We start from the raw sequence: 18,385 nt of genomic DNA, 5'->3' as shown, positions 1-18,385 counted from the left end.
CGGCTCCTCTCAGGACTTCAGGTACGGCTTGCCGGCGGCGGCCGGTCCGCGGGACTGGCCGACGAGACCGGCCACCGCGAAGATCGTCACGACGTACGGCAGCATCAGCATGAACTCGCTGGGCACGGGCGAGCCGATGACGCCGAGCACGTTCTGCAGGTTGGTCGCGAAGCCGAACAGCAGCGACGCGAGCGTCGCCTTGATCGGGTCCCAGCGGCCGAAGATGACGGCGGCCAGGGCGATGAAGCCCGCACCCGCGGTCATCTCCTTGCCGAACGCGCCGACCGCGTCGAGCGTGTAGTACGCGCCGCCGACTCCGGCGATCGCCCCGGCGAGGGAGACGTTCCAGAAGCGCGTGCGGGCGACATCGATGCCCACGGTGTCCGCGGCCTGAGGGTGCTCGCCGACGGCGCGCAGGCGGAGGCCCCACTTGGTCTTGAACAGGCCCCACCACACCGCGAAGATCGCGAAGTACATCAGGTAGACGATCACCGTCTGGTTGAACAAGACGGCGCCCACGATAGGCACCTGGCTGAGCACCGGGATCGGGAGGCGGTCGAACTTCACCGGCGAGTTGAACGTCGACGCGTCGGCGGAGAGGACCTGGGAGTAGAGGAAGCTCGTCAGGCCGGTCACCAGCACGTTCAGCACGACTCCGACGATCACCTGGTCGACCAGGTACTTGATCGCGAAGGCGGCCAGCACGAACGACACCAGGACGCTCGCGACCATCGCCGCGAGCAGGCCGAGCACCGGCTGGCGGGTGAGGGAGCCGACCATCGCCGCGGTGAAGGCGCCGGCGAGCAGCTGCCCCTCGATCGCGACATTGACGACTCCGACCCGCTCCGAGATGACGCCGCCGAGCGAGCCGAAGATCAGCGGAGTGGCCAGCCCGACGGTCCCGAGCAGCAGTCCCGAGACGGGCAGCGCGGCACCGGCCGACGCCCAGACGAGGAACCCGATCAGGAAGACCAGGGCGAAGACCGCCGAGAGCCAGAGCGGGATCCGGCGGCCGGCGCGGGTGAGCGCGGCCGAGGCGACGGCCAGGCCGACCAGGAGGATCGCGACGACCACTCCCGTCCCCCGCGTCGGGAACGGGATGTCCGGCAGCGCGAAGAAGTCGGTCCCCGCGGCGAGGCGGAACGAGCTCGTCCCGTCGCGGCCGAGTGCCACGAAGAGGACGACGGCGAGCAGCGCGAAGACTCCGAACGCGATCGGCGCCTTCCAGCTGCGGATCACGACGCGGTCGGGGGCGGTGGCGACGGCGGTGCTCATGCGGACACCTCCGAGGTGCGGCGGGTGCGGCGCTTCGGGGCGGCCCCGGGCGTCGGGAGGCGGAAGATCGCGCGCACCAGCGGCGGTGCGGCGATGAAGAGGACGATCAGCGACTGGACGACGAGGACCACGTCGATCGGCACGCCCTCGGCGGCCTGCATCGAGTAGCCGCCCGCCTTGAAGGCGCCGAAGAGGATGCCGGCGAAGAACACGCCCCAGGGTCGGGAGCGGCCCAGCAGCGCGACCGTGATCGCGTCGAAGCCGATGCCCGCGTCGATCCCCGAGGTGAAGCCGGTCGTGACCGTCCCCATCACCTGGGCGCTGCCGGCGAGGCCGAGCAGGCCGCCGGAGAGCAGCATCGCGTACACGTAGCTGTTCTTCACGTCGATGCCCGCGACCCGTGCCGCGTGCGGGTTCTCCCCCACCGCGCGGAACTTGAAGCCGATCGTCGAGCGGTTCAGGAGCCACCAGACGAACACGGTCGCGAGGACCGCGAAGACGAAGCCGAGCGTGAGCGAGTATCCGGGGCCGAGGAGCGCCGGGAAGACCGCGGTCTCCTTCATCCCGGGCGACTTCGGGTTGTTCGAGCCGGGCGCCTGCAGCGCGCCGGGCGTCCGCAGGAGGTAGGAGATCAGGTAGAACGCGACGTAGTTGAGCATGATCGTGAGGATCACCTCGTGCGCGCCGGTGCGGGCCTTGAGCAGTCCCACGAGTCCGCCCCAGAGCGCGCCGCCCAGGATTCCGGCGGCGAGCGCGACGATCAGGTGCACGCCCCACGGGAGGTCGAAGGAGAAGCCGACCCAGCCCGCGCAGGCGGCGGCGATCAGCATCTGGCCGCGGCCGCCGATGTTGAACAGGCCGACGCGGAAGGCCAGCGCCACTCCGAGCCCGCCGGCGATCAGCGGAGTCGCGAAGGCCAGGGTGTCCGTCAGCGGCTTGATGCCGTTGGCGAAGCCCTCGCGGCGGAAGTTGTAGACCGAGCCCTGGAAGAGCGAGGAGTAGGCACCGGAGACGGACTGCCAGATCGCCTGCAGGGTGTCGAGCGGCCGGGCGAAGAAGTAGCCCGACGCCGCCTGGACGTCCTTGTCGGTCGCGGCGATCAGCACGCCGCCCGCGATGAGGGAGAGCAGCACGGCGAGCACCGACATCAGCGCGGTGCCGGAGAGGATCTCGCGCAGGACACGCGAGGCACCGCTCTCGAGCGGGCCGGGGCGCACCTCCTGATCCGGCTTCTGGCCGGGCTCGAGCCCGGACGCCTTCTCGGTCTCCGCGTCGGGATCGACCGCGGGCAGTTGCGCGTCGCTCACGCCGCCGCTCCCTTCTCGGCGGGCGTCTGCCCGGCCATCATGAGCCCCAGGACCTCGCGGGGCGTGTCGGCGGGGACGATGCCGATGATCCCGCCCTTGTACATGACCGCGATGCGGTCGGCGAGCGCCGCGACCTCGTCGAGCTCCGTCGACACCACGATCACGGGGACCCCGGTGTCGCGCGTCTCGACGATGCGCTTGTGGACGAACTCGATGGAGCCGACGTCGATGCCGCGGGTGGGCTGCGCCGCGATGAACAGCCGCAGCTCCCGGCTGAGCTCGCGCGCGAGCACCACCTTCTGCTGGTTGCCTCCGGAGAGGCGGCCGACGTGGGTGCCGATCCCCTGGGCGCGCACGTCGAACTCGCGCACCCGCTCCTCGGCGAAGCGCTCGAGCTCCTTCAGCCGCAGGCCCAGTCCCTTCACGAACGGACCGCGGTCGCTGCGGTCGAGCATGAGGTTCTCGGCGATCGTGAACTCGGCGACCAGACCGTCCTCGGTGCGGTCCTCGGGGACGAAGCCGACCCCCGACTCGAGGACGCGGCGCACGGACAGCCCGTCGAGGCGGCGCCCGTCCAGGGTCACCGAACCCTCGACCCGCTCCTGCAGGCCCATGATCGCCTCGGTGAGCTCGGTCTGGCCGTTGCCCTGCACGCCCGCGATCGCGAGGATCTCGCCGCGGCGGACCTCGAAGGAGACGTCGTCGACGACGGCCTGGCCGTTGGCGTCGCGCACGGTGAGGTTCGAGACGACGAGGGCCTCGTCGCCCGGCACCGCCTGCTCCTTCTGCACCGTCAGCTCGACGGCGCGGCCCACCATCAGCGAGGCGAGCTCGGCGTTGCTCGCCGTCGGCGACGCCTCCCCCACGACTCTGCCGAGGCGGATGACCGTGATGCGGTCTCCGACCTCGCGCACCTCGCGGAGCTTGTGCGTGATGAAGACGATGGCGGTCCCGGCCGCGCGCAGCTGGCGCATGATCGCGATCAGCTCGTCGGTCTCCTGCGGGGTCAGCACCGCGGTCGGCTCGTCGAACACGAGCACCCGGGCGTCCCGGGAGAGGGCCTTGATGATCTCGACCCGCTGCTGCACGCCGACGGGGAGGTCCTCGACCAGGGCGTCGGGATCCACGTCGAAGCCGAAGCGGTCCGAGATCTCGCGCACCCGGGCGCGCGCGGCGGCGAGGTCCAGGCGCCCGCCGGCCTTCGTCTCCTCGTGGCCCAGCATGACGTTCTCGGCGACGGTGAACACGGGGACGAGCATGAAGTGCTGGTGGACCATCCCGATGCCCGCCTTCATGGCGTCACCCGGACCGGAGAAGTGCTGGACCGCGTCGTCCAGCAGGATCTCCCCCTCCTCGGCCTGGTACAGGCCGTAGAGCACGTTCATGAGCGTCGACTTGCCCGCGCCGTTCTCGCCGAGGAGGCAGTGGATCTCGCCGGGTTCGACGGTGAGATCGATGTGGTCGTTGGCCACGAGCGCGCCGAAGCGCTTCGTGATGCCACGCAGTTCGAGCTTCATGGGACCAATCTAACTTTCGGTTCGCGCCACGATGCGCCGTCGGCCGGGATCAAGGGACGCAGCGGAGCCGATCCGCCCGCCGGACCGACGAAGAGGCCGGCGGGCCCGAGGTGTGCTCGGGCCCGCCGGCCTCTTCGAGGAAGCGGCTAGGACGCCGCGGGAGCGGACGGGGAGGTGACGGTGATGGAGCCGTCGATGATGCCCGCCTTGATGGTGTCGAGCTCGCCCTGCAGGTCGCCCGAGACCTTCGACTCGAAGTCGTGGAACGGCGCGATGCCGACTCCGTCGTTCTCGAGGGTGCCCACGAAGGGAGTGGGGTCGAAGTCGTCGGCTCCGGCCGAGCTGGTGACGTCGGTCGTGCCGGCCTCGATGCCCTTGAGGATCGAGGTCAGGTACAGGTCGGCGCCGTCGGGGTAGGTCTCGTACAGGTCCGCGTCCACGCCGACCATCGCGATGTCCTTGCCGGAGTCGCGGATCGCCTCGATCGCCGACTGGAAGATCGGACCGCCGACGGGGAGGATGACGTCCGCGTTCTGGTCGATCAGCGACTGCGCGGCCGACTTGGCCTCGACGCCCGCCGCGAAGCCGCCGGTGAAGGAGCCGGTCTGCGCGTCGACGTCCCAGCCGACGACCTTGACGTCCTTCCCCTTCTGCTCGTTGTAGTACTTCACGCCGTCGGCGTAGCCGTCCATGAAGATCGTGACGGTCGGGAACTGCTGGCCGCCGTAGGTGCCGACGACGCCGGTCTTGGAGTACGACGCGGCCGTGTAGCCGGCGAGGAACGCCGCCTGCGAGGTGTCGAAGGTGATCGGCTTGACGTTCGGCAGGTCGATCGACGCGTCGTCGATGATCGCGAAGTCGATGTCCGTGTTCGCCTCGGCCGCGGCCGACGTGGCCTCGGCCAGCGCGAAGCCGACGGTGATGATCAGGTTGCAGCCCTGGTCGACGAGGCTGGTCAGGTTCGGGGCGTAGTCCGTCTCGGACTCCGAGGTGACGGTCTTCGGCGTGACACCGAGGTCCTCCGAGGCCTTCACGAGGCCGTTGTAGCCGAGCTCGTTGAACGACTTGTCGTCGAACCCGCCCGCGTCGGAGACCATGCAGGGCAGGAAGTCGCCACCGGCGGCGGCGCTGGAGCCGCTCTCCTCGGGGGCGGAGGCGCAACCGGCGAGAAGCGCGGTGACGCCGAGGGCGGCGAGACCGCCGAACGCGGCCTTACGCGAGGTGATAGTCAAGATGTCGTCCTCCAGGAATGCGGCCCCGCGCGACGAGCGCAGCAGGGCGTCGATTCCCACACGTTACCCAATGTGACAAGCCGCTCAGCCGCCCGGACGGTAGACCTCAGGAAGCGTTACACAGTGTTGATATTCGCGACACGCGGAGCGTGTCGCGGGGTGCGGTCGGCTGGGCTCGATTCCGAGCCGCGGAGCGGCTCGGCGCGGTCGGCTGGGCTCGATTCCGAGCCGCGGAGCGGCTCGGCGCGGTCGGCTTCGCGACGGGTGCGTTCCGCAGAGCGGGTCGCGTCGGGCTGGCCTGAATCGCTGGCACGCGATTCCGGCTCGCGGCCCTCTCCCCTGCTGCCGGATGTCGAAGGCGTTCGGAGGAACTCCGCGCTGCGCGCGATCGGGCTCGACGCGATGCTCCTCCATGGTGGTCGAGTTGCCGCGGAAGCGGCATATCGAGACCCAGCCACCAGCACCCAGGGCGACCGCCGAGGCCCTCATCGAGGGTGGTCGAGTGGCCGCGCGAACGGCGGATCGGGACCTCCGCACGCGCAAGAGGCGAGGGGCGGAACGGCGAAGCGCGGCGCCTCCGAGGGGAGGGCCGCGCTTCGCCGGGTGTGACGGAGGGCTAGAGGACGTCGGTGCGGCCGGAGAGGCGCAGGGCGTCGACGACGCCCTTGACCTTCTGGGCGTTCTCGGTCGTGGTCACCAGGAGCGCATCGGGGGTGTCCACGACGACGATGTCCTTCACTCCGATGAGGGCGATGGTGCGGTTGCCGCCGCTGACGACGATGCCCGTCGCGGAGTCGGCCAGAACACGCGCGTCCTCGCCGAGGATGGCGAGGTCCGAGCGGAGTCCGCTCGAGTGCAGCTTCGCGATCGAGGCGAAGTCGCCCACGTCGTCCCAGGAGAAGTGGCCGGGCACGACGGCCAGCTTGCCCGCGGCCGCGGCCGGCTCGGCGACGGAGTAGTCGATCGCGATCTTCTCCAGGCCCGGCCAGATGCGGTCGACGACCGCGCCGCGCTCCGGGGTGTCCCACGCGGCGGCGAGCTCGAGCAGTCCGGCGAGCAGCTTCGGCTTGGCGCGGCCGAGCTCCTCGAGGAGGCGGTCGGCGCGGGCGATGAACATGCCCGCATTCCAGAGGTACTGACCACTGGAGAGATAGGCGCGCGCGGTGTCGGCGTCGGGCTTCTCGACGAAGGAGTCGACGGCGAGCGTGTGCGTCGCCCCGTCGATCCCGAGGTGCTTCCCCGTGCGGATGTAGCCGAAGCCCACGGCAGGCTCGGTCGGCGTGATGCCGATGGTCGCGATGTAGCCCGCGTCCGCCGCGACGACGGCCTCGGCGACCGCGTCGTGGAACAGCTGCTGACCGCTGATGACGTGGTCGGCGGCGAACGAGCCGATGATCACGCCCGGCTGGCGGCGCTCGAGGATGGCGGCGGCCAGGCCGATCGCGGCGGACGAGTCGCGCGGCTCGCTCTCGAGGACGACGTTGAGGTCCTCGAGGCTCTCGAGCTGCTCCTCGACGGCGGCGCGGTGCGCGCGCCCGGTCACGACCATGATCCGGTCGGCGCCCGAGATGGGCGCGAGGCGGTCCCAGGTGTCGCGGAGGAGGGTCTGTCCCGACCCCGTCAGATCGTGCAGGAACTTCGGGGCGTCGGCCCGGGAGAGCGGCCACAGCCTCGAGCCGATCCCGCCGGCGGGGATCACGCTGTAGAAGCGGTCGAGCGGGGCGCGGCCATCGGTCTCAGGTGATGTCATGTCCGCAGGATACAAGGGAGCCCGAGCGCGACCGTCCGTTCACCCGGGCGCGCGCCGCCGTTCATCCCGCCGCCGTAGCGTCCGGGGCGTGAGAGTCGCGGTCGTCACCGAGAGCTTCCTGCCGTCGTTGAACGGCGTGACCACGAGCGTCCTGCGGGTGCTCGACGAGTTCGCGGAGCGCGGGATCGAGGCGCTCGTCGTCTGCCCGGCCGCGGGGGCGCCGGGCCACTACGCGGGCCACCGCGTCGTGGAGCACCCGGCGATCGCCTACCGCGACTTCCCGGTCGGGATCCCCACGCTCGCCCTCACCCGGGAGCTGGCCGACTTCGAGCCCGACGTGGTGCACGTCGCCTCGCCCTTCCTCCTCGGCGCCCGCGCCATCGCCTCGGCCTGCCGGCTCGGGGTGCCGAGTGTCGCGATCTACCAGACGGACGTCGCGCGATTCGCGGCCCGCTACGGCATCCGCGGCGCCCGCGCCCTCGCCTGGCGGGTGATCCGCCAGATCCACGCCGGGGCGGACCTGACCCTCGCCCCCTCCACCAGCGCCCTCGACGACCTCGCCGCCGCCGGCATCGAGCGCACCGCGCTGTGGGGCCGCGGCGTGCAGAGCGAGCGCTTCCACCCGCGCCGCCGCTCCTCCCCCTACGCGCAGGCCGTCCGGGCCGGACTCGGCGCCGACGACGCGCTCGTCGGCTACATCGGGCGCCTCTCCCCCGAGAAGAGAGTGGAGCGGATGGCGGCACTCGCCTCCCTCCCGCACGCGGAGCTGGTCGTGGGCGGCTACGGCCCCTCCTCCGCCCGGGTCGCCGCCGCCCTCGGCCCGGCGGCGCGGATGCTCGGCCGGCTCGACGGCGACCGGCTGCCGGCGGTCTTCGCCGCGCTCGACGTCTTCGTGCACACCGGAACGGAGGAGACGTTCGGCCAGACGGTGCAGGAGGCGCAGGCGTCCGGCACCGCGGTGGTCGCGCCGCACGCGGGCGGCCCCACCGACCTCATCGAGCACGGCGTGGACGGCCTGCTCTACGCGCCCGAGAGCGACTCCGACCTCCGCCGGCAGGTGGAGCGCCTGGTCCGCGATCCCGCACTGCGCGCCCGGCTCGGCGAGGCGGGCCGCCGCCGCGTGCTCCACCGCACCTGGAGCGCACTCACCGACGAGCTCCTCGCGCACTACGCGACCGCGGGGGCACCCGCCCTCGCCCTGCCCCGCAGCTAAGGCTCGCCTAAGCCGCGCCCGCCTGCGAGCGCGCTTAGAATCGGAGGGCGAGTTTCTCGTCGCTCCCCGCCCCGTCCCCGTCCACGCGACGTGGGAAAAGGTCAGGCCGTCGGAGCACAACCAGGGAGGGTTGTTCGTGTCAGTTCAAGCTGCTCAAACCCTCGCACCCCGGAAGCAGGGGAAGATCCGGCGTCCGGCCGGCACCCTGTACCGCGGTCGCGAAGGCATGTGGTCGTGGGTGCTCCACCGGATCACCGGTGTCGCCATCTTCTTCTTCCTCCTCGTCCACGTCCTCGACTCCGCTCTCATCGCCGTGAGCCCCGAGGCGTACAACGCGGTCATCGGCACGTACAAGAACCCGATCATGGGACTCGGCGAGACCGGGCTCGTGGGCGCCATCGCGTTCCACGCGCTGAACGGCCTGCGGATCATCCTGGTCGACTTCTGGAGCTGGGCGACCCGCAACCAGCGCGTCCTCTTCTGGGTCGTCATGGGCCTCTGGGTCGTGCTGATGCTCGGCTTCGCGCCGCGCCACCTGATCAACGTCTTCAGCGAGGGGGGTGCGCATTGAGCACCGTCGCCGCACCGCGGACCCCGCACACCCCGACCCGCTCCTCCGGCACCAACTGGGAGAAGTGGGGCTGGATCTACATGCGCGCCTCCGGCGTCGTGCTGATCGTCCTGATCTTCGGGCACCTCATCTACAACCTGCTGCTGGGCGACGGCATCAAGGCCATCGACTTCGGCTTCGTCGGCGGCAAGCTGGCGAACCCGTTCTGGCAGTGGTGGGACGTCCTCATGCTGTGGCTCGCGCTGATCCACGGCGGCAACGGCATGCGCACGCTGGTCAACGACTACGCGACCTCGCCCCTGCTGGCCAAGGCCTTCAAGGGCGGCATCCTCGTCGCCGTCGTCGCGCTGATCGCGCTCGGCACCTGGGTCGTCTTCGCGTTCGACCCGTGCCCCGCCGGCACCGCCGCGGACCTGCTGCCCTCCTTCTGCGCAGCGTGACCACGGTGCCGCGGATCGGAGAGGGGCCCGCGCCCCTTCCGGTCCGCGGCATCACGTCCCGGCACCTCCCCCTCCCATCCCCGTACGACGGAGCACCCACCCCGTGAGCACACCAGGCCACTCCCACACCGGCGCCGACCAGAGCGCCTTCGCGCAGACCGTCGGACCCGACGGCGTCCACTACCACCAGTTCGACGTCGTCATCGTCGGCGCCGGCGGTGCCGGGATGCGCGCGGCCATCGAGGCCGGCCCCAAGGCGAGGACGGCCGTGATCTCGAAGCTGTACCCGACCCGCTCCCACACCGGAGCGGCGCAGGGCGGCATGGCCGCCGCCCTCGCGAACGTCGAGGAGGACAGCTGGGAGTGGCACACCTTCGACACCGTCAAGGGCGGCGACTACCTCGTCGACCAGGACGCGGCCGAGATCCTCGCGAAGGAGGCCATCGACGCGGTCATCGACCTCGAGAACATGGGCCTGCCCTTCAACCGCACCGAGGAGGGCAAGATCGACCAGCGCCGCTTCGGCGGCCACACCCGCGACCACGGCAAGGCGCCCGTCCGCCGGGCCTGCTACGCGGCCGACCGCACCGGCCACATGATCCTGCAGACGCTGTTCCAGAACTGCGTCCGGCTCGGCATCAACTTCTACAACGAGTTCTACGTCCTCGACCTGGTGATGACCGAGGTCGACGGAGTGGCCAAGCCCTCCGGCGTCGTCGCCTACGAGCTGGCCACGGGCGAGCTGCACGTCTTCCAGGCGAAGGCGATCATCTTCGCGACCGGCGGCTTCGGCAAGATCTACAAGACCACCTCCAACGCGCACACCCTCACCGGCGACGGCGTCGGCATCATCTGGCGCAAGGGCCTCCCCCTGGAGGACATGGAGTTCTTCCAGTTCCACCCGACCGGCCTCGCCGGGCTCGGCATCCTCCTCACCGAGGGAGCGCGAGGAGAGGGTGCGATCCTCCGCAACGCCTCGGGCGAGCGCTTCATGGAGCGCTACGCCCCCACCATCAAGGACCTCGCGCCGCGCGACATCGTCGCCCGCTGCATGGTCCAGGAGGTGGCGGAGGGCCGCGGCGCCGGACCGCACAAGGACTACGTGCTGCTGGACTGCACCCACCTGGGCGCAGAGGTCCTCGAGACCAAGCTCCCCGACATCACCGAGTTCGCCCGCACCTACCTGGGCGTCGACCCCGTCGTCGAGCCGGTCCCCGTCATGCCGACCGCGCACTATGCGATGGGCGGCATCCCGACCAACGTCAAGGCCGAGGTGCTCTCGGACAACACGACCGTCGTCCCCGGCCTCTACGCCGCCGGCGAGTGCGCGTGCGTCTCGGTGCACGGCTCCAACCGCCTCGGCACCAACTCCCTCCTCGACATCAACGTCTTCGGCAAGCGCAGCGGCAACAACGCCGCCGACTACGCCAAGACGGTCGACTTCACCCCCCTGCCCGCCGACCCGGCCGGCGCGATCCGCGACATGCTCGCCTCGCTCCGCTCCGCCACCGGCACCGAGCGGATCGCCTCGATCCGCAAGGAGCTGCAGGACGAGATGGACAAGAACGCCCAGGTGTTCCGCACCGACGAGTCCCTCGAGGCCGTCACCGGGACCATCCAGCGCCTGCGCGACCGGTTCCGCAACATCTCGGTGCAGGACAAGGGCAAGCGCTTCAACACCGACCTCCTCGAGGCCGTCGAGCTGGGCTTCCTGCTCGACCTCGCCGAGGTCGTCGTCTACTCGGCGCGCAACCGCAAGGAGAGCCGCGGCGGCCACATGCGCGACGACTTCCCGAAGCGCGACGACGAGAACTACATGCAGCACACGATGGCGTACCTCTCCGGTGACGCCCACTCCTCCGACGCCGGTGACCACATCCGGCTCGACTGGAAGCCCGTCGTGATCACCCGGTACCAGCCGATGGAGAGGAAGTACTAGCCATGTCGACCGCTACCCTCGAGCAGCCGCCCGCCGCCCCCGCGGCCCCGGAGGCGTTCACCGTCACGTTCATCATCCGCCGCTTCGACCCCGAGGTGGACGCCGAGCCGCGCTGGCAGGACTTCGACGTCGAGATGTACTCGACCGACCGCGTCCTCGACGCCCTGCACCGCATCAAGTGGGACCAGGACGGATCGCTGACCTTCCGCCGCTCGTGCGCGCACGGCATCTGCGGATCCGACGCGATGCGGATCAACGGCCGCAACCGCCTGGCGTGCAAGACGCTGATCAAGGATCTCGACATCTCGCAGCCGATCTACATCGAGGCGATCAAGGGCCTGCCCCTCGAGAAGGACCTCGTCGTCGACATGGAGCCGTTCTTCGCCTCCTACCGCGAGGTGCAGCCGTTCCTGGTCGCCAACACCCCGGCGCCCAAGGGCAAGGAGCGCGTGCAGTCGGTCGCCGACCGCGCCCGCTTCGACGACACCACGAAGTGCATCCTCTGCGCCGCGTGCACGTCGTCCTGCCCCGTGTTCTGGACCGACGGGCAGTACTTCGGCCCCGCGGCGATCGTGAACGCCCACCGCTTCATCTTCGACTCGCGCGACGACGCCGGTGGAGCGCGCCTGGACATCCTCAACGACAAGGAGGGCGTGTGGCGCTGCCGCACGACCTTCAACTGCACGGAGGCGTGCCCGCGCGGCATCCAGATCACGCAGGCGATCGCCGAGGTGAAGCAGGCCGTCATCCGCGGCCGCGCCTGATCCCCCTCGCGAACGCGTCCGGCCCGCCGGGATCCTCGGATCCGGCGGGCCGGACGCGTTCCTGCGTGCAGGCGGGCGCGTGCACGGGAGCGCCGCGAGGCCTCAGTACGCTGGAGGAATGACCGAGGCGGCCGACACTCCCCGCGGGATCCCGGGCCTGTTCGAGCGGGTCATGCGGACGCGGCCGGTGCGGGTGATGCTCCACTACTCCGAGACCGGCGGGCCCCTCTTCGCCTCCGGACTCGCCTTCCAGGCCCTGTTCGCGGTCTTCGCGGCGCTCTTCGTCTTCTTCGCCGTCTTCGGCTTCTGGGTGCGCGACGACTCGGTGCTGCGCGACTCCCTCCTCGATCTGGTGACCCGCTCCGTCCCCGGCCTGATCGGCGGGAAGAACGCGCTCGTGTCGGTGGACGACCTACTCGACTCGTCGATCCTCGGCTGGACGGGTGCGATCGCGGCCGCCGGCCTGCTCTGGACGGCGCTGAACTTCCTGGGGAGCCTGCGCCAGGCGGTCCGGCTGCTCTTCTCGCTCCCCGGACCCACGACCCTCTTCGTCCTGCTCAAGCTCAAGGACGCGGGGCTCGCCCTGGTCTTCGGGGCGGTGCTGCTGGTCTCGGCGGGTCTCTCCGTGTTCTCGACCTCGCTGGTGGACGTGGCGTTCGGCTTCCTCGGGATCGGCAGCGAGTCGATGCCGGCCCGTCTCGCCGGCAGCGCGGTCGGCCTGCTGATCATGCTCGCCCTGGACACGGGCACGCTCGCCGGCTCCTTCCGCATCCTCTCGGGCATCTCGATCCCCTGGAAGAACCTCTGGGCGGGGTCGCTGCTCGGCGGGATCGCGCTCGGCGCGCTCAAGGTCCTCGGGACGCAGCTGCTGGGCGGTGCCTCCCGCAATCCGCTGCTCGCCTCGTTCGCGGTCCTCATCGGTCTGCTGATCTGGTTCAACCTCGTCTGCCAGGTGATCCTGATCGCCGCGTCGTGGATCTCCGTCGGGATGAGCGACGCCGGGATCTCGGCGCGCAAGCTCACGCCGGAGGAGCGCGAGAAGGAGCGGGAGGAGCAGCTGCGCACCGCCCGCCGCACCCTCGCCGAGGCCGAGCGCGAGCGGCTTCGCGCCGCGCTGCCGGAGGCGTCCCTCCTCAAACGACGGCGCCTGGAGCGCCAGCTCGCGCAGCTCGAGGAGGAGCTCGAGCAGCTCGCCGCCTGACTCGGCGGACCTCTTCCCGTCCCTCCCGGTGACGCCGCGCCCGGTTCCGCCTGCCGATTCTGTCCGTTTCTGTTGACTTCCCTCCCGGACGGGTCTAAAAAGAGGTAAACGCAGATCCGAGGTCGGCAACGACACCGCGGATCCGGGGCACCACCCACGGCGAGACGACGGAGTCCACATGTACGCACCGGAGCGGCACCAGGCGATCCTGGACCGCGCCCGCACCGACGGGCGTGTCGAGGTCCGCGACCTCGCCCTCTCCCTCGCCGTGACGCCGGAGACGATCCGCCGCGATCTCACCAGCCTCGAGAAGCGGGGCCTGCTGCGCCGTGCGCACGGCGGAGCCATCCCCGTCGAGCGGCTGGGCATCGAGCCCGAGGTCGCCGCCCGCGAGGGACACCTCGCCGGCGAGAAGGACCGCATCGCCACCGCGGCCCTCGCCGAGGTGCCCGACGGCGGCTCGATCGCCATCGACGCCGGCACCACCACGGTGCGGCTGGCGGAGCTGCTCCCCCTGGACCGCCGGCTGACGGTCGTCACCCACTCCCTCCCCGTCGCGATGGCGCTCGTCGGCCGGCCCAACATCGACCTCCACCTCATCGGCGGGCACCTGCGCGGAGTCACGCAGGCCGCCGTCGGACCGTGGGCCGCCCAGGCCCTCTCCACGGTCTCGGTGGACGTCGCCTTCATCGGCACGAACGGCCTCAGCCTCGAGCGCGGGCTCACCACCCCCGATCTCGACGAGGCCGTCGTCAAGTCCGCGATCATCGCCTCCGCGCGCCGGGTCGTGGTCCTCGCCGACCACTCGAAGTTCGGCCGGCAGGACTTCGGGCACGTCGCTCCGCTGTCCGCGGTCGACACCGTCATCACCGACGCCGATGTCGACGACGAGCTCGCCGACGACATCGAGTCGGCCGGCCCGGAGGTCGTCCGCGCATGATCGTCACCGTCACCGCCAACCCGAGCATCGACGTCACCCTCTCCACGAGCGGCTTCGCCGTCGGCGAGGTCAACCGCGCCTACGACGTGCGGCGCGACCCGGCCGGCAAGGGCGTCAACGTCGCCCGTGCCCTCGCCCGCAACGGCGTCGAGGCGACCGCGGTCTACCCGGCCGACGCCTCCACCGGCCTCGACCTGTCCACGATGCTCCGGGCCGCCGGAGTCCGCTCGGCCAGTGCGGCGATCGCCCACCCGATCCGCACCAACATCACCGTGGTCGACGACCGGACGGGCCGCACCACCAAGATCAACGAGCCCGGCCCCGCTGTCACGGAGGAGGAGGCCCACGCCCTCTCCGAGCTGATCGGCGAGCACGTCTCGGCCTCGCCCCGCTGGCTCGTCGCCTGCGGCAGCGTCCCCCCGGGACTGGGAGCGGACTTCTACCCCGCTCTCGGCCGCCTCGCCCTGTACTTCGGCGTCCCCCTCGCCGTCGACACCTCGGGAGCTCCCCTGACCGCGATCATCGCGGCCGGCACCGCCACCCTGGTGAAGCCCAACCTCGAGGAGCTCGAGGAGCTCCTCGGCCGCTCCCTGACGACGGTCGGAGACGTCGTCGCCGGAGCCCGTGAACTCCTGCAGCTGCCCGACGCGCGAGCGCTCGTCAGTCTCGGAGAGCACGGCGCCCTCCTCGTCACGGCGCACGCGTCGTGGTGGGCGGGCGCCCCCGCCGTCGTGCCCCTCAGCACCGTCGGCGCCGGCGACAGCACGCTCGCCGGCTACCTCTCGGCCGTCGACGCCACGGAGGCGGAGCGCCTCGCGACAGCAGTCGCGTGGGGTACCGCCGCCGTCCAGCTCCCGGGCAGCGAAGCCCCGGGTCCCGACTCCCTCCGCCTCGACGACGTCTCCGTCGTCGAGAACCCCGACCCCACCCTCCCGATTGGAGAACTGAGCGCATGACTGCTCTCACCGAGGCGTCGACGGTCATCGTCGACCTCACCGCCGCCACGAAGGACGAGGCCACCGCGCAGCTCGCGAAGACGCTCGCCGACGCCGGCCGCGTCACCGACCTCGACGGCTTCCTCGCCGACGTCCGCGACCGCGAGTCGCAGATGGCGACCGGCATGCCCGGCGGCATCGGGATCCCCCACGCCCGCTCCTCCCACGTCGTCTCGCCCAGCGTGGCGGTCGGCATCGCGAAGCAGGGCGTCGACTTCGGGGCCCCCGACGGCCCGGCCGACCTGATCTTCCTGATCGCGGCTCCGGACGGCGCCGACCAGGCGCACCTCAAGATCCTCGCCCAGCTCGCCCGCAAGCTGATCCACGAGTCCTTCACCGGTTCCCTCCGCGCCGCCGCCAGCGGCCAGGAGGTCGCGGACATCATCGCCCGAGAGGTCGTCGTCTCATGAGGATCGTCGCCGTCACCAGCTGCATCGCCGGCATCGCGCACACCTACATGGCGGCCGAGGCCCTCGAGCAGGCCGCGAAGAAGAAGGGGTACGAGATCCAGGTCGAGACCCAGGGCGCCGCGGGCTCCGATCCCATGTCGGACCGGACCATCGCCGACGCCGACGTCGTGATCCTCGCCGCCGACCTCGAGGTCCGCGGCAAGGAGCGCTTCGCCGGGAAGCCCACCCTCGAGGTGGGCACGTCGGAGGCGCTTGCGAAGGCGGCCGACGTCATCGACCGCGCCGTCGCGAAGGTGCAGGACGCGCCCGCCGCGAGCCCCGCCTCCGGCCCGCGCTTCGTCGCCGTGACCAGCTGCATCGCGGGCATCGCCCACACGTACATGGCCGCGGAGGCGCTCGAGCAGGCCGCGAAGAAGCGCGGCTACCCGATCCACGTCGAGACCCAGGGCGCGGCCGGCTCGGACGAGATGACCGCGGCCGACATCGCCGCCGCGGACGTCGTCATCCTCGCCGCCGACCTCGAGGTCCGCGGCAAGGACCGCTTCGCCGGCAAGCCGATCCTCCAGGTGGGCGTCGCCGAGGCCCTGTCCAAGCCGGACGAGGTCCTCGACCGCGCTCTGGCCCTCCGCGGCTCCGCCGCGTCCGCCCCCGCCCGCTCGACTCCGGCCGCGGCCCCCGCCGCGCCGAAGAAGGTCGGCGTCGGCACACGCATCCGCCAGAACCTGATGACCGGCGTCTCCTACATGATCCCGTTCGTCGCGGCGGGCGGTCTGCTGATCGCCCTGTCGTTCCTGTTCGGCGGCTACCGGATCGTCGACTTCACGGCCCAGCAGATCATCGACGACGGCTTCAACGTCGCGAACATCACGGACTGGGCCGGAGTGATGTTCCTCATCGGAAGCGCGACCTTCGCCTTCCTGGTGCCGGTGCTCTCGGGCTTCATCGCCTTCGGCATCGCCGACCGTCCCGGCATCGCGCCGGGCTTCCTCGGCGGCGCGGTCGCGGTCACCGTCGGCGCGGGCTTCCTGGGCGGCCTCGCCTCCGGCTTCATCGCCGGCTACGCGGCCCTCTACATCTCGCGGATCAAGCTCCCCGCGGCGTTCAAGTCGCTGATGCCCGTCGTGATCATCCCCCTGATCGCCACCTTCATCACCGGCTTCCTGATGTTCGTGGTGCTCGGAGCGCCGCTCCGCGCACTGAGCGAGGGCCTGTCGTCCTGGCTCTCGGGCCTCTCGGGCGGCAACCTGATCATCCTGGGGATCATCCTCGGCCTGATGATGGCGTTCGACATGGGCGGTCCGGTCAACAAGGTGGCCTACGCCTTCGCGACCACCGGCCTCGCCTCCGTCCCCGCCGACGGCGACCCGAACTCCGTGCAGTTCAAGGTGATGGCGATCGTCATGGCCGCCGGCATGACCCCGCCGCTGGGTCTGGCCCTGGCCACGACGCTCCGCAAGCGCCTGTTCACCGACGCCGAGCGCCAGAACGGCAAGGCCGCCTACCTGCTGGGCGCGTCCTTCATCTCGGAGGGGGCCATCCCGTTCGCCGCGGTCGACCCGCTGCGCGTGATCCCGTCCGCCATGGTCGGCTCGGCCGTCACGGGTGCGCTCGTCGCGCTCTTCGGCTCCACCCTCCGCGCCCCGCACGGCGGCGTCTGGGTCACCGGGCTCGTCGGGCAGCCGATCCTCTACCTGGTCGCCATCCTGGTGGGCATGGTCGTCACGGCCGTCTGCGTGATCATCGCGAAGAGCATCAAGCGCGCCCCGGTGGTCGCCGAGGTGCCCGAGCCCGCCACCGCGCAGGCCGTCCCCGCCTGATCCCCTCCGACCGACCGTCCTGAGCGGTCCCGCCGGCGGTCGCCTCCGCGCTCCTCCCCCTCTCCGAGGGAGTCGCGCGAGGCGGCCGCCGGCTTCCGCGTTCCGGGGTGCGAGCGCTGCCGGGCGGCCCGCTCCGCGGCTCCGAATAGACTGCTCCGGTGACTCGCAGCACCCTCCGCATCGCCTCCGTCAACGTGAACGGCGTCCGCGCCGCATACCGCAAGGGGATGGGCGACTGGCTCGCCGCCCGCGACGTCGACGTCCTGGCCCTGCAGGAGGTCCGCGCCTCCACGGACGACCTCACGGGGCTCCTCGGGGAGGAGTGGGACGTGCTGCACGACGAGGCGACCGCCAAGGGGCGCGCCGGAGTCGCTCTCGCCTCGCGCAGGCGCGCCACGATCCACCGCGTGACGTTCGGCGCCGACGACTTCGACTCGGCCGGACGCTGGCTCGAGGCCGACTACGAGGTCGGCGGCCGCTCGCTCACCGTCGTCTCCACCTACGTCCACTCCGGCGAGGTCGGCACCCCCAAGCAGGTCGAGAAGTACCGCTTCCTCGACGCGATGGAGGCGCGCCTGCCCGAGATCCGGGCGCACAGCGAGCTCGCCGCGGTGATGGGCGACCTCAACGTCGGCCACCGCACGCTCGACATCAAGAACTGGAAGGGCAACGTCAAGAAGGCCGGCTTCCTCCCGGAGGAGCGCGCCTACGTCGACCGCTTCGTCGGCGCCGAGGGCGACCCGGACTACAACGCCGGTGCCGGACTGGGCTGGGTCGACCTCGGCCGCCGGTTCGCGGGCGAGGTGCCCGGACCGTACACGTGGTGGTCTCAGCGCGGCCAGGCCTTCGACACCGACACCGGCTGGCGCCTCGACTACCAGCTCGCCACGCCCGCGCTCGCCGACCTCGCCCGCAGCTACGAGGTCGACCGCGCCGCCTCCTACGACACCCGCTGGTCCGACCACTCCCCCGTGGTCGTCGACTACGAGCTCTGACCCTCTCCCCCGCGAACCG

At 71.2% G+C, this 18,385-nt stretch carries 16 protein-coding genes; 11 read left to right on the top strand and 5 right to left on the bottom strand.

The genetic code is table 11. The features are described from left to right. Positions 1-9: 9 nt before the first annotated feature. The 5 genes from C5B92_RS02510 to C5B92_RS02490 all read right to left on the bottom strand — a co-directional run bounded on the left by C5B92_RS02510 (position 10) and on the right by C5B92_RS02490 (position 7,081). Entirely contained in the window at positions 10-1,275 is a 1,266-nt protein-coding gene (locus C5B92_RS02510) for an ABC transporter permease (protein WP_104255401.1), read from the bottom strand. Next, positions 1,272-2,582 carry an ABC transporter permease gene (locus C5B92_RS02505; RefSeq protein ID WP_219812597.1) on the bottom strand — a complete coding sequence of 437 codons (1,311 nt, stop codon included), beginning with the start codon at positions 2,580-2,582 and terminating at the stop codon, positions 1,272-1,274. Before C5B92_RS02505 ends, C5B92_RS02510 begins: the two co-directional genes overlap by 4 nt. Next, entirely contained in the window at positions 2,579-4,099 is a 1,521-nt protein-coding gene (locus tag C5B92_RS02500; protein ID WP_104223182.1) for an ABC transporter ATP-binding protein, read from the bottom strand. The genes C5B92_RS02505 and C5B92_RS02500 overlap by 4 nt, the downstream gene beginning before the upstream one ends. Before the next feature lie 146 nt (positions 4,100-4,245). Then, positions 4,246-5,331 carry a BMP family protein gene (locus C5B92_RS02495; protein WP_104232890.1) on the bottom strand — a complete coding sequence of 362 codons (1,086 nt, stop codon included), beginning with the start codon at positions 5,329-5,331 and terminating at the stop codon, positions 4,246-4,248. 616 nt (positions 5,332-5,947) lie between these two features. Beyond that, positions 5,948-7,081 carry a mannose-1-phosphate guanylyltransferase gene (locus C5B92_RS02490; protein ID WP_104223184.1) on the bottom strand — a complete coding sequence of 378 codons (1,134 nt, stop codon included), beginning with the start codon at positions 7,079-7,081 and terminating at the stop codon, positions 5,948-5,950. An 88-nt stretch (positions 7,082-7,169) separates the two neighbouring features. Between C5B92_RS02490 and C5B92_RS02485 the strand changes: the two genes are divergently transcribed. The 11 genes from C5B92_RS02485 (at position 7,170) to C5B92_RS02435 (ending at position 18,366) form a co-directional block, all read left to right on the top strand. Continuing rightward, on the top strand, positions 7,170-8,294 hold the full coding sequence (locus C5B92_RS02485; protein WP_181028716.1) for a glycosyltransferase family 1 protein: 1,125 nt from the start codon (positions 7,170-7,172) through the stop codon (positions 8,292-8,294). Between the two features lie 136 nt (positions 8,295-8,430). Then, a complete protein-coding gene (gene sdhC, locus C5B92_RS02480; protein WP_374952907.1) occupies positions 8,431-8,865 on the top strand; it encodes a succinate dehydrogenase, cytochrome b556 subunit in 435 nt (144 codons plus the stop codon). Then, positions 8,862-9,305 (top strand): succinate dehydrogenase hydrophobic membrane anchor subunit, encoded by a 444-nt coding sequence (locus tag C5B92_RS02475; RefSeq protein WP_104223187.1) that lies wholly within the window; start codon positions 8,862-8,864, stop codon positions 9,303-9,305. Before sdhC ends, C5B92_RS02475 begins: the two co-directional genes overlap by 4 nt. A gap of 202 nt (positions 9,306-9,507) precedes the next feature. Further along, positions 9,508-11,244, top strand: coding sequence for a succinate dehydrogenase flavoprotein subunit (sdhA, locus tag C5B92_RS02470; RefSeq protein WP_244230709.1), 1,737 nt, complete (start codon positions 9,508-9,510; stop codon positions 11,242-11,244). Positions 11,245-11,246: 2 nt separating this feature from the next. After that, a complete protein-coding gene (locus C5B92_RS02465; protein WP_068254543.1) occupies positions 11,247-12,008 on the top strand; it encodes a succinate dehydrogenase iron-sulfur subunit in 762 nt (253 codons plus the stop codon). A 118-nt stretch (positions 12,009-12,126) separates the two neighbouring features. Then, positions 12,127-13,209, top strand: coding sequence for a YhjD/YihY/BrkB family envelope integrity protein (locus C5B92_RS02460; RefSeq protein WP_104223189.1), 1,083 nt, complete (start codon positions 12,127-12,129; stop codon positions 13,207-13,209). A gap of 178 nt (positions 13,210-13,387) precedes the next feature. After that, positions 13,388-14,149 (top strand): DeoR/GlpR family DNA-binding transcription regulator, encoded by a 762-nt coding sequence (locus tag C5B92_RS02455; RefSeq protein ID WP_104226423.1) that lies wholly within the window; start codon positions 13,388-13,390, stop codon positions 14,147-14,149. Then, complete coding sequence (locus C5B92_RS02450) at positions 14,146-15,105, top strand: 1-phosphofructokinase family hexose kinase (protein WP_104350030.1); 960 nt, start codon at positions 14,146-14,148, stop codon at positions 15,103-15,105. Before C5B92_RS02455 ends, C5B92_RS02450 begins: the two co-directional genes overlap by 4 nt. Next, the gene (locus C5B92_RS02445; protein ID WP_097166616.1) at positions 15,102-15,554 is read left to right on the top strand and encodes a PTS sugar transporter subunit IIA; all 453 of its coding nucleotides are present in this window, start codon (positions 15,102-15,104) and stop codon (positions 15,552-15,554) included. Before C5B92_RS02450 ends, C5B92_RS02445 begins: the two co-directional genes overlap by 4 nt. After that, entirely contained in the window at positions 15,551-17,371 is a 1,821-nt protein-coding gene (locus C5B92_RS02440) for a PTS fructose-like transporter subunit IIB (RefSeq protein ID WP_104255404.1), read from the top strand. Before C5B92_RS02445 ends, C5B92_RS02440 begins: the two co-directional genes overlap by 4 nt. 158 nt (positions 17,372-17,529) lie before the next feature. Continuing rightward, the gene (locus C5B92_RS02435) at positions 17,530-18,366 is read left to right on the top strand and encodes an exodeoxyribonuclease III (RefSeq protein ID WP_104255405.1); all 837 of its coding nucleotides are present in this window, start codon (positions 17,530-17,532) and stop codon (positions 18,364-18,366) included. Positions 18,367-18,385: the final 19 nt, after the last annotated feature.

Source organism: Rathayibacter sp. AY1A4 (assembly GCF_002930955.1).
In the GTDB taxonomy this organism is placed as follows: Bacteria; Actinomycetota; Actinomycetes; order Actinomycetales; family Microbacteriaceae; genus Rathayibacter.
This window is presented reverse-complemented; position numbering and strand designations above follow the sequence as displayed.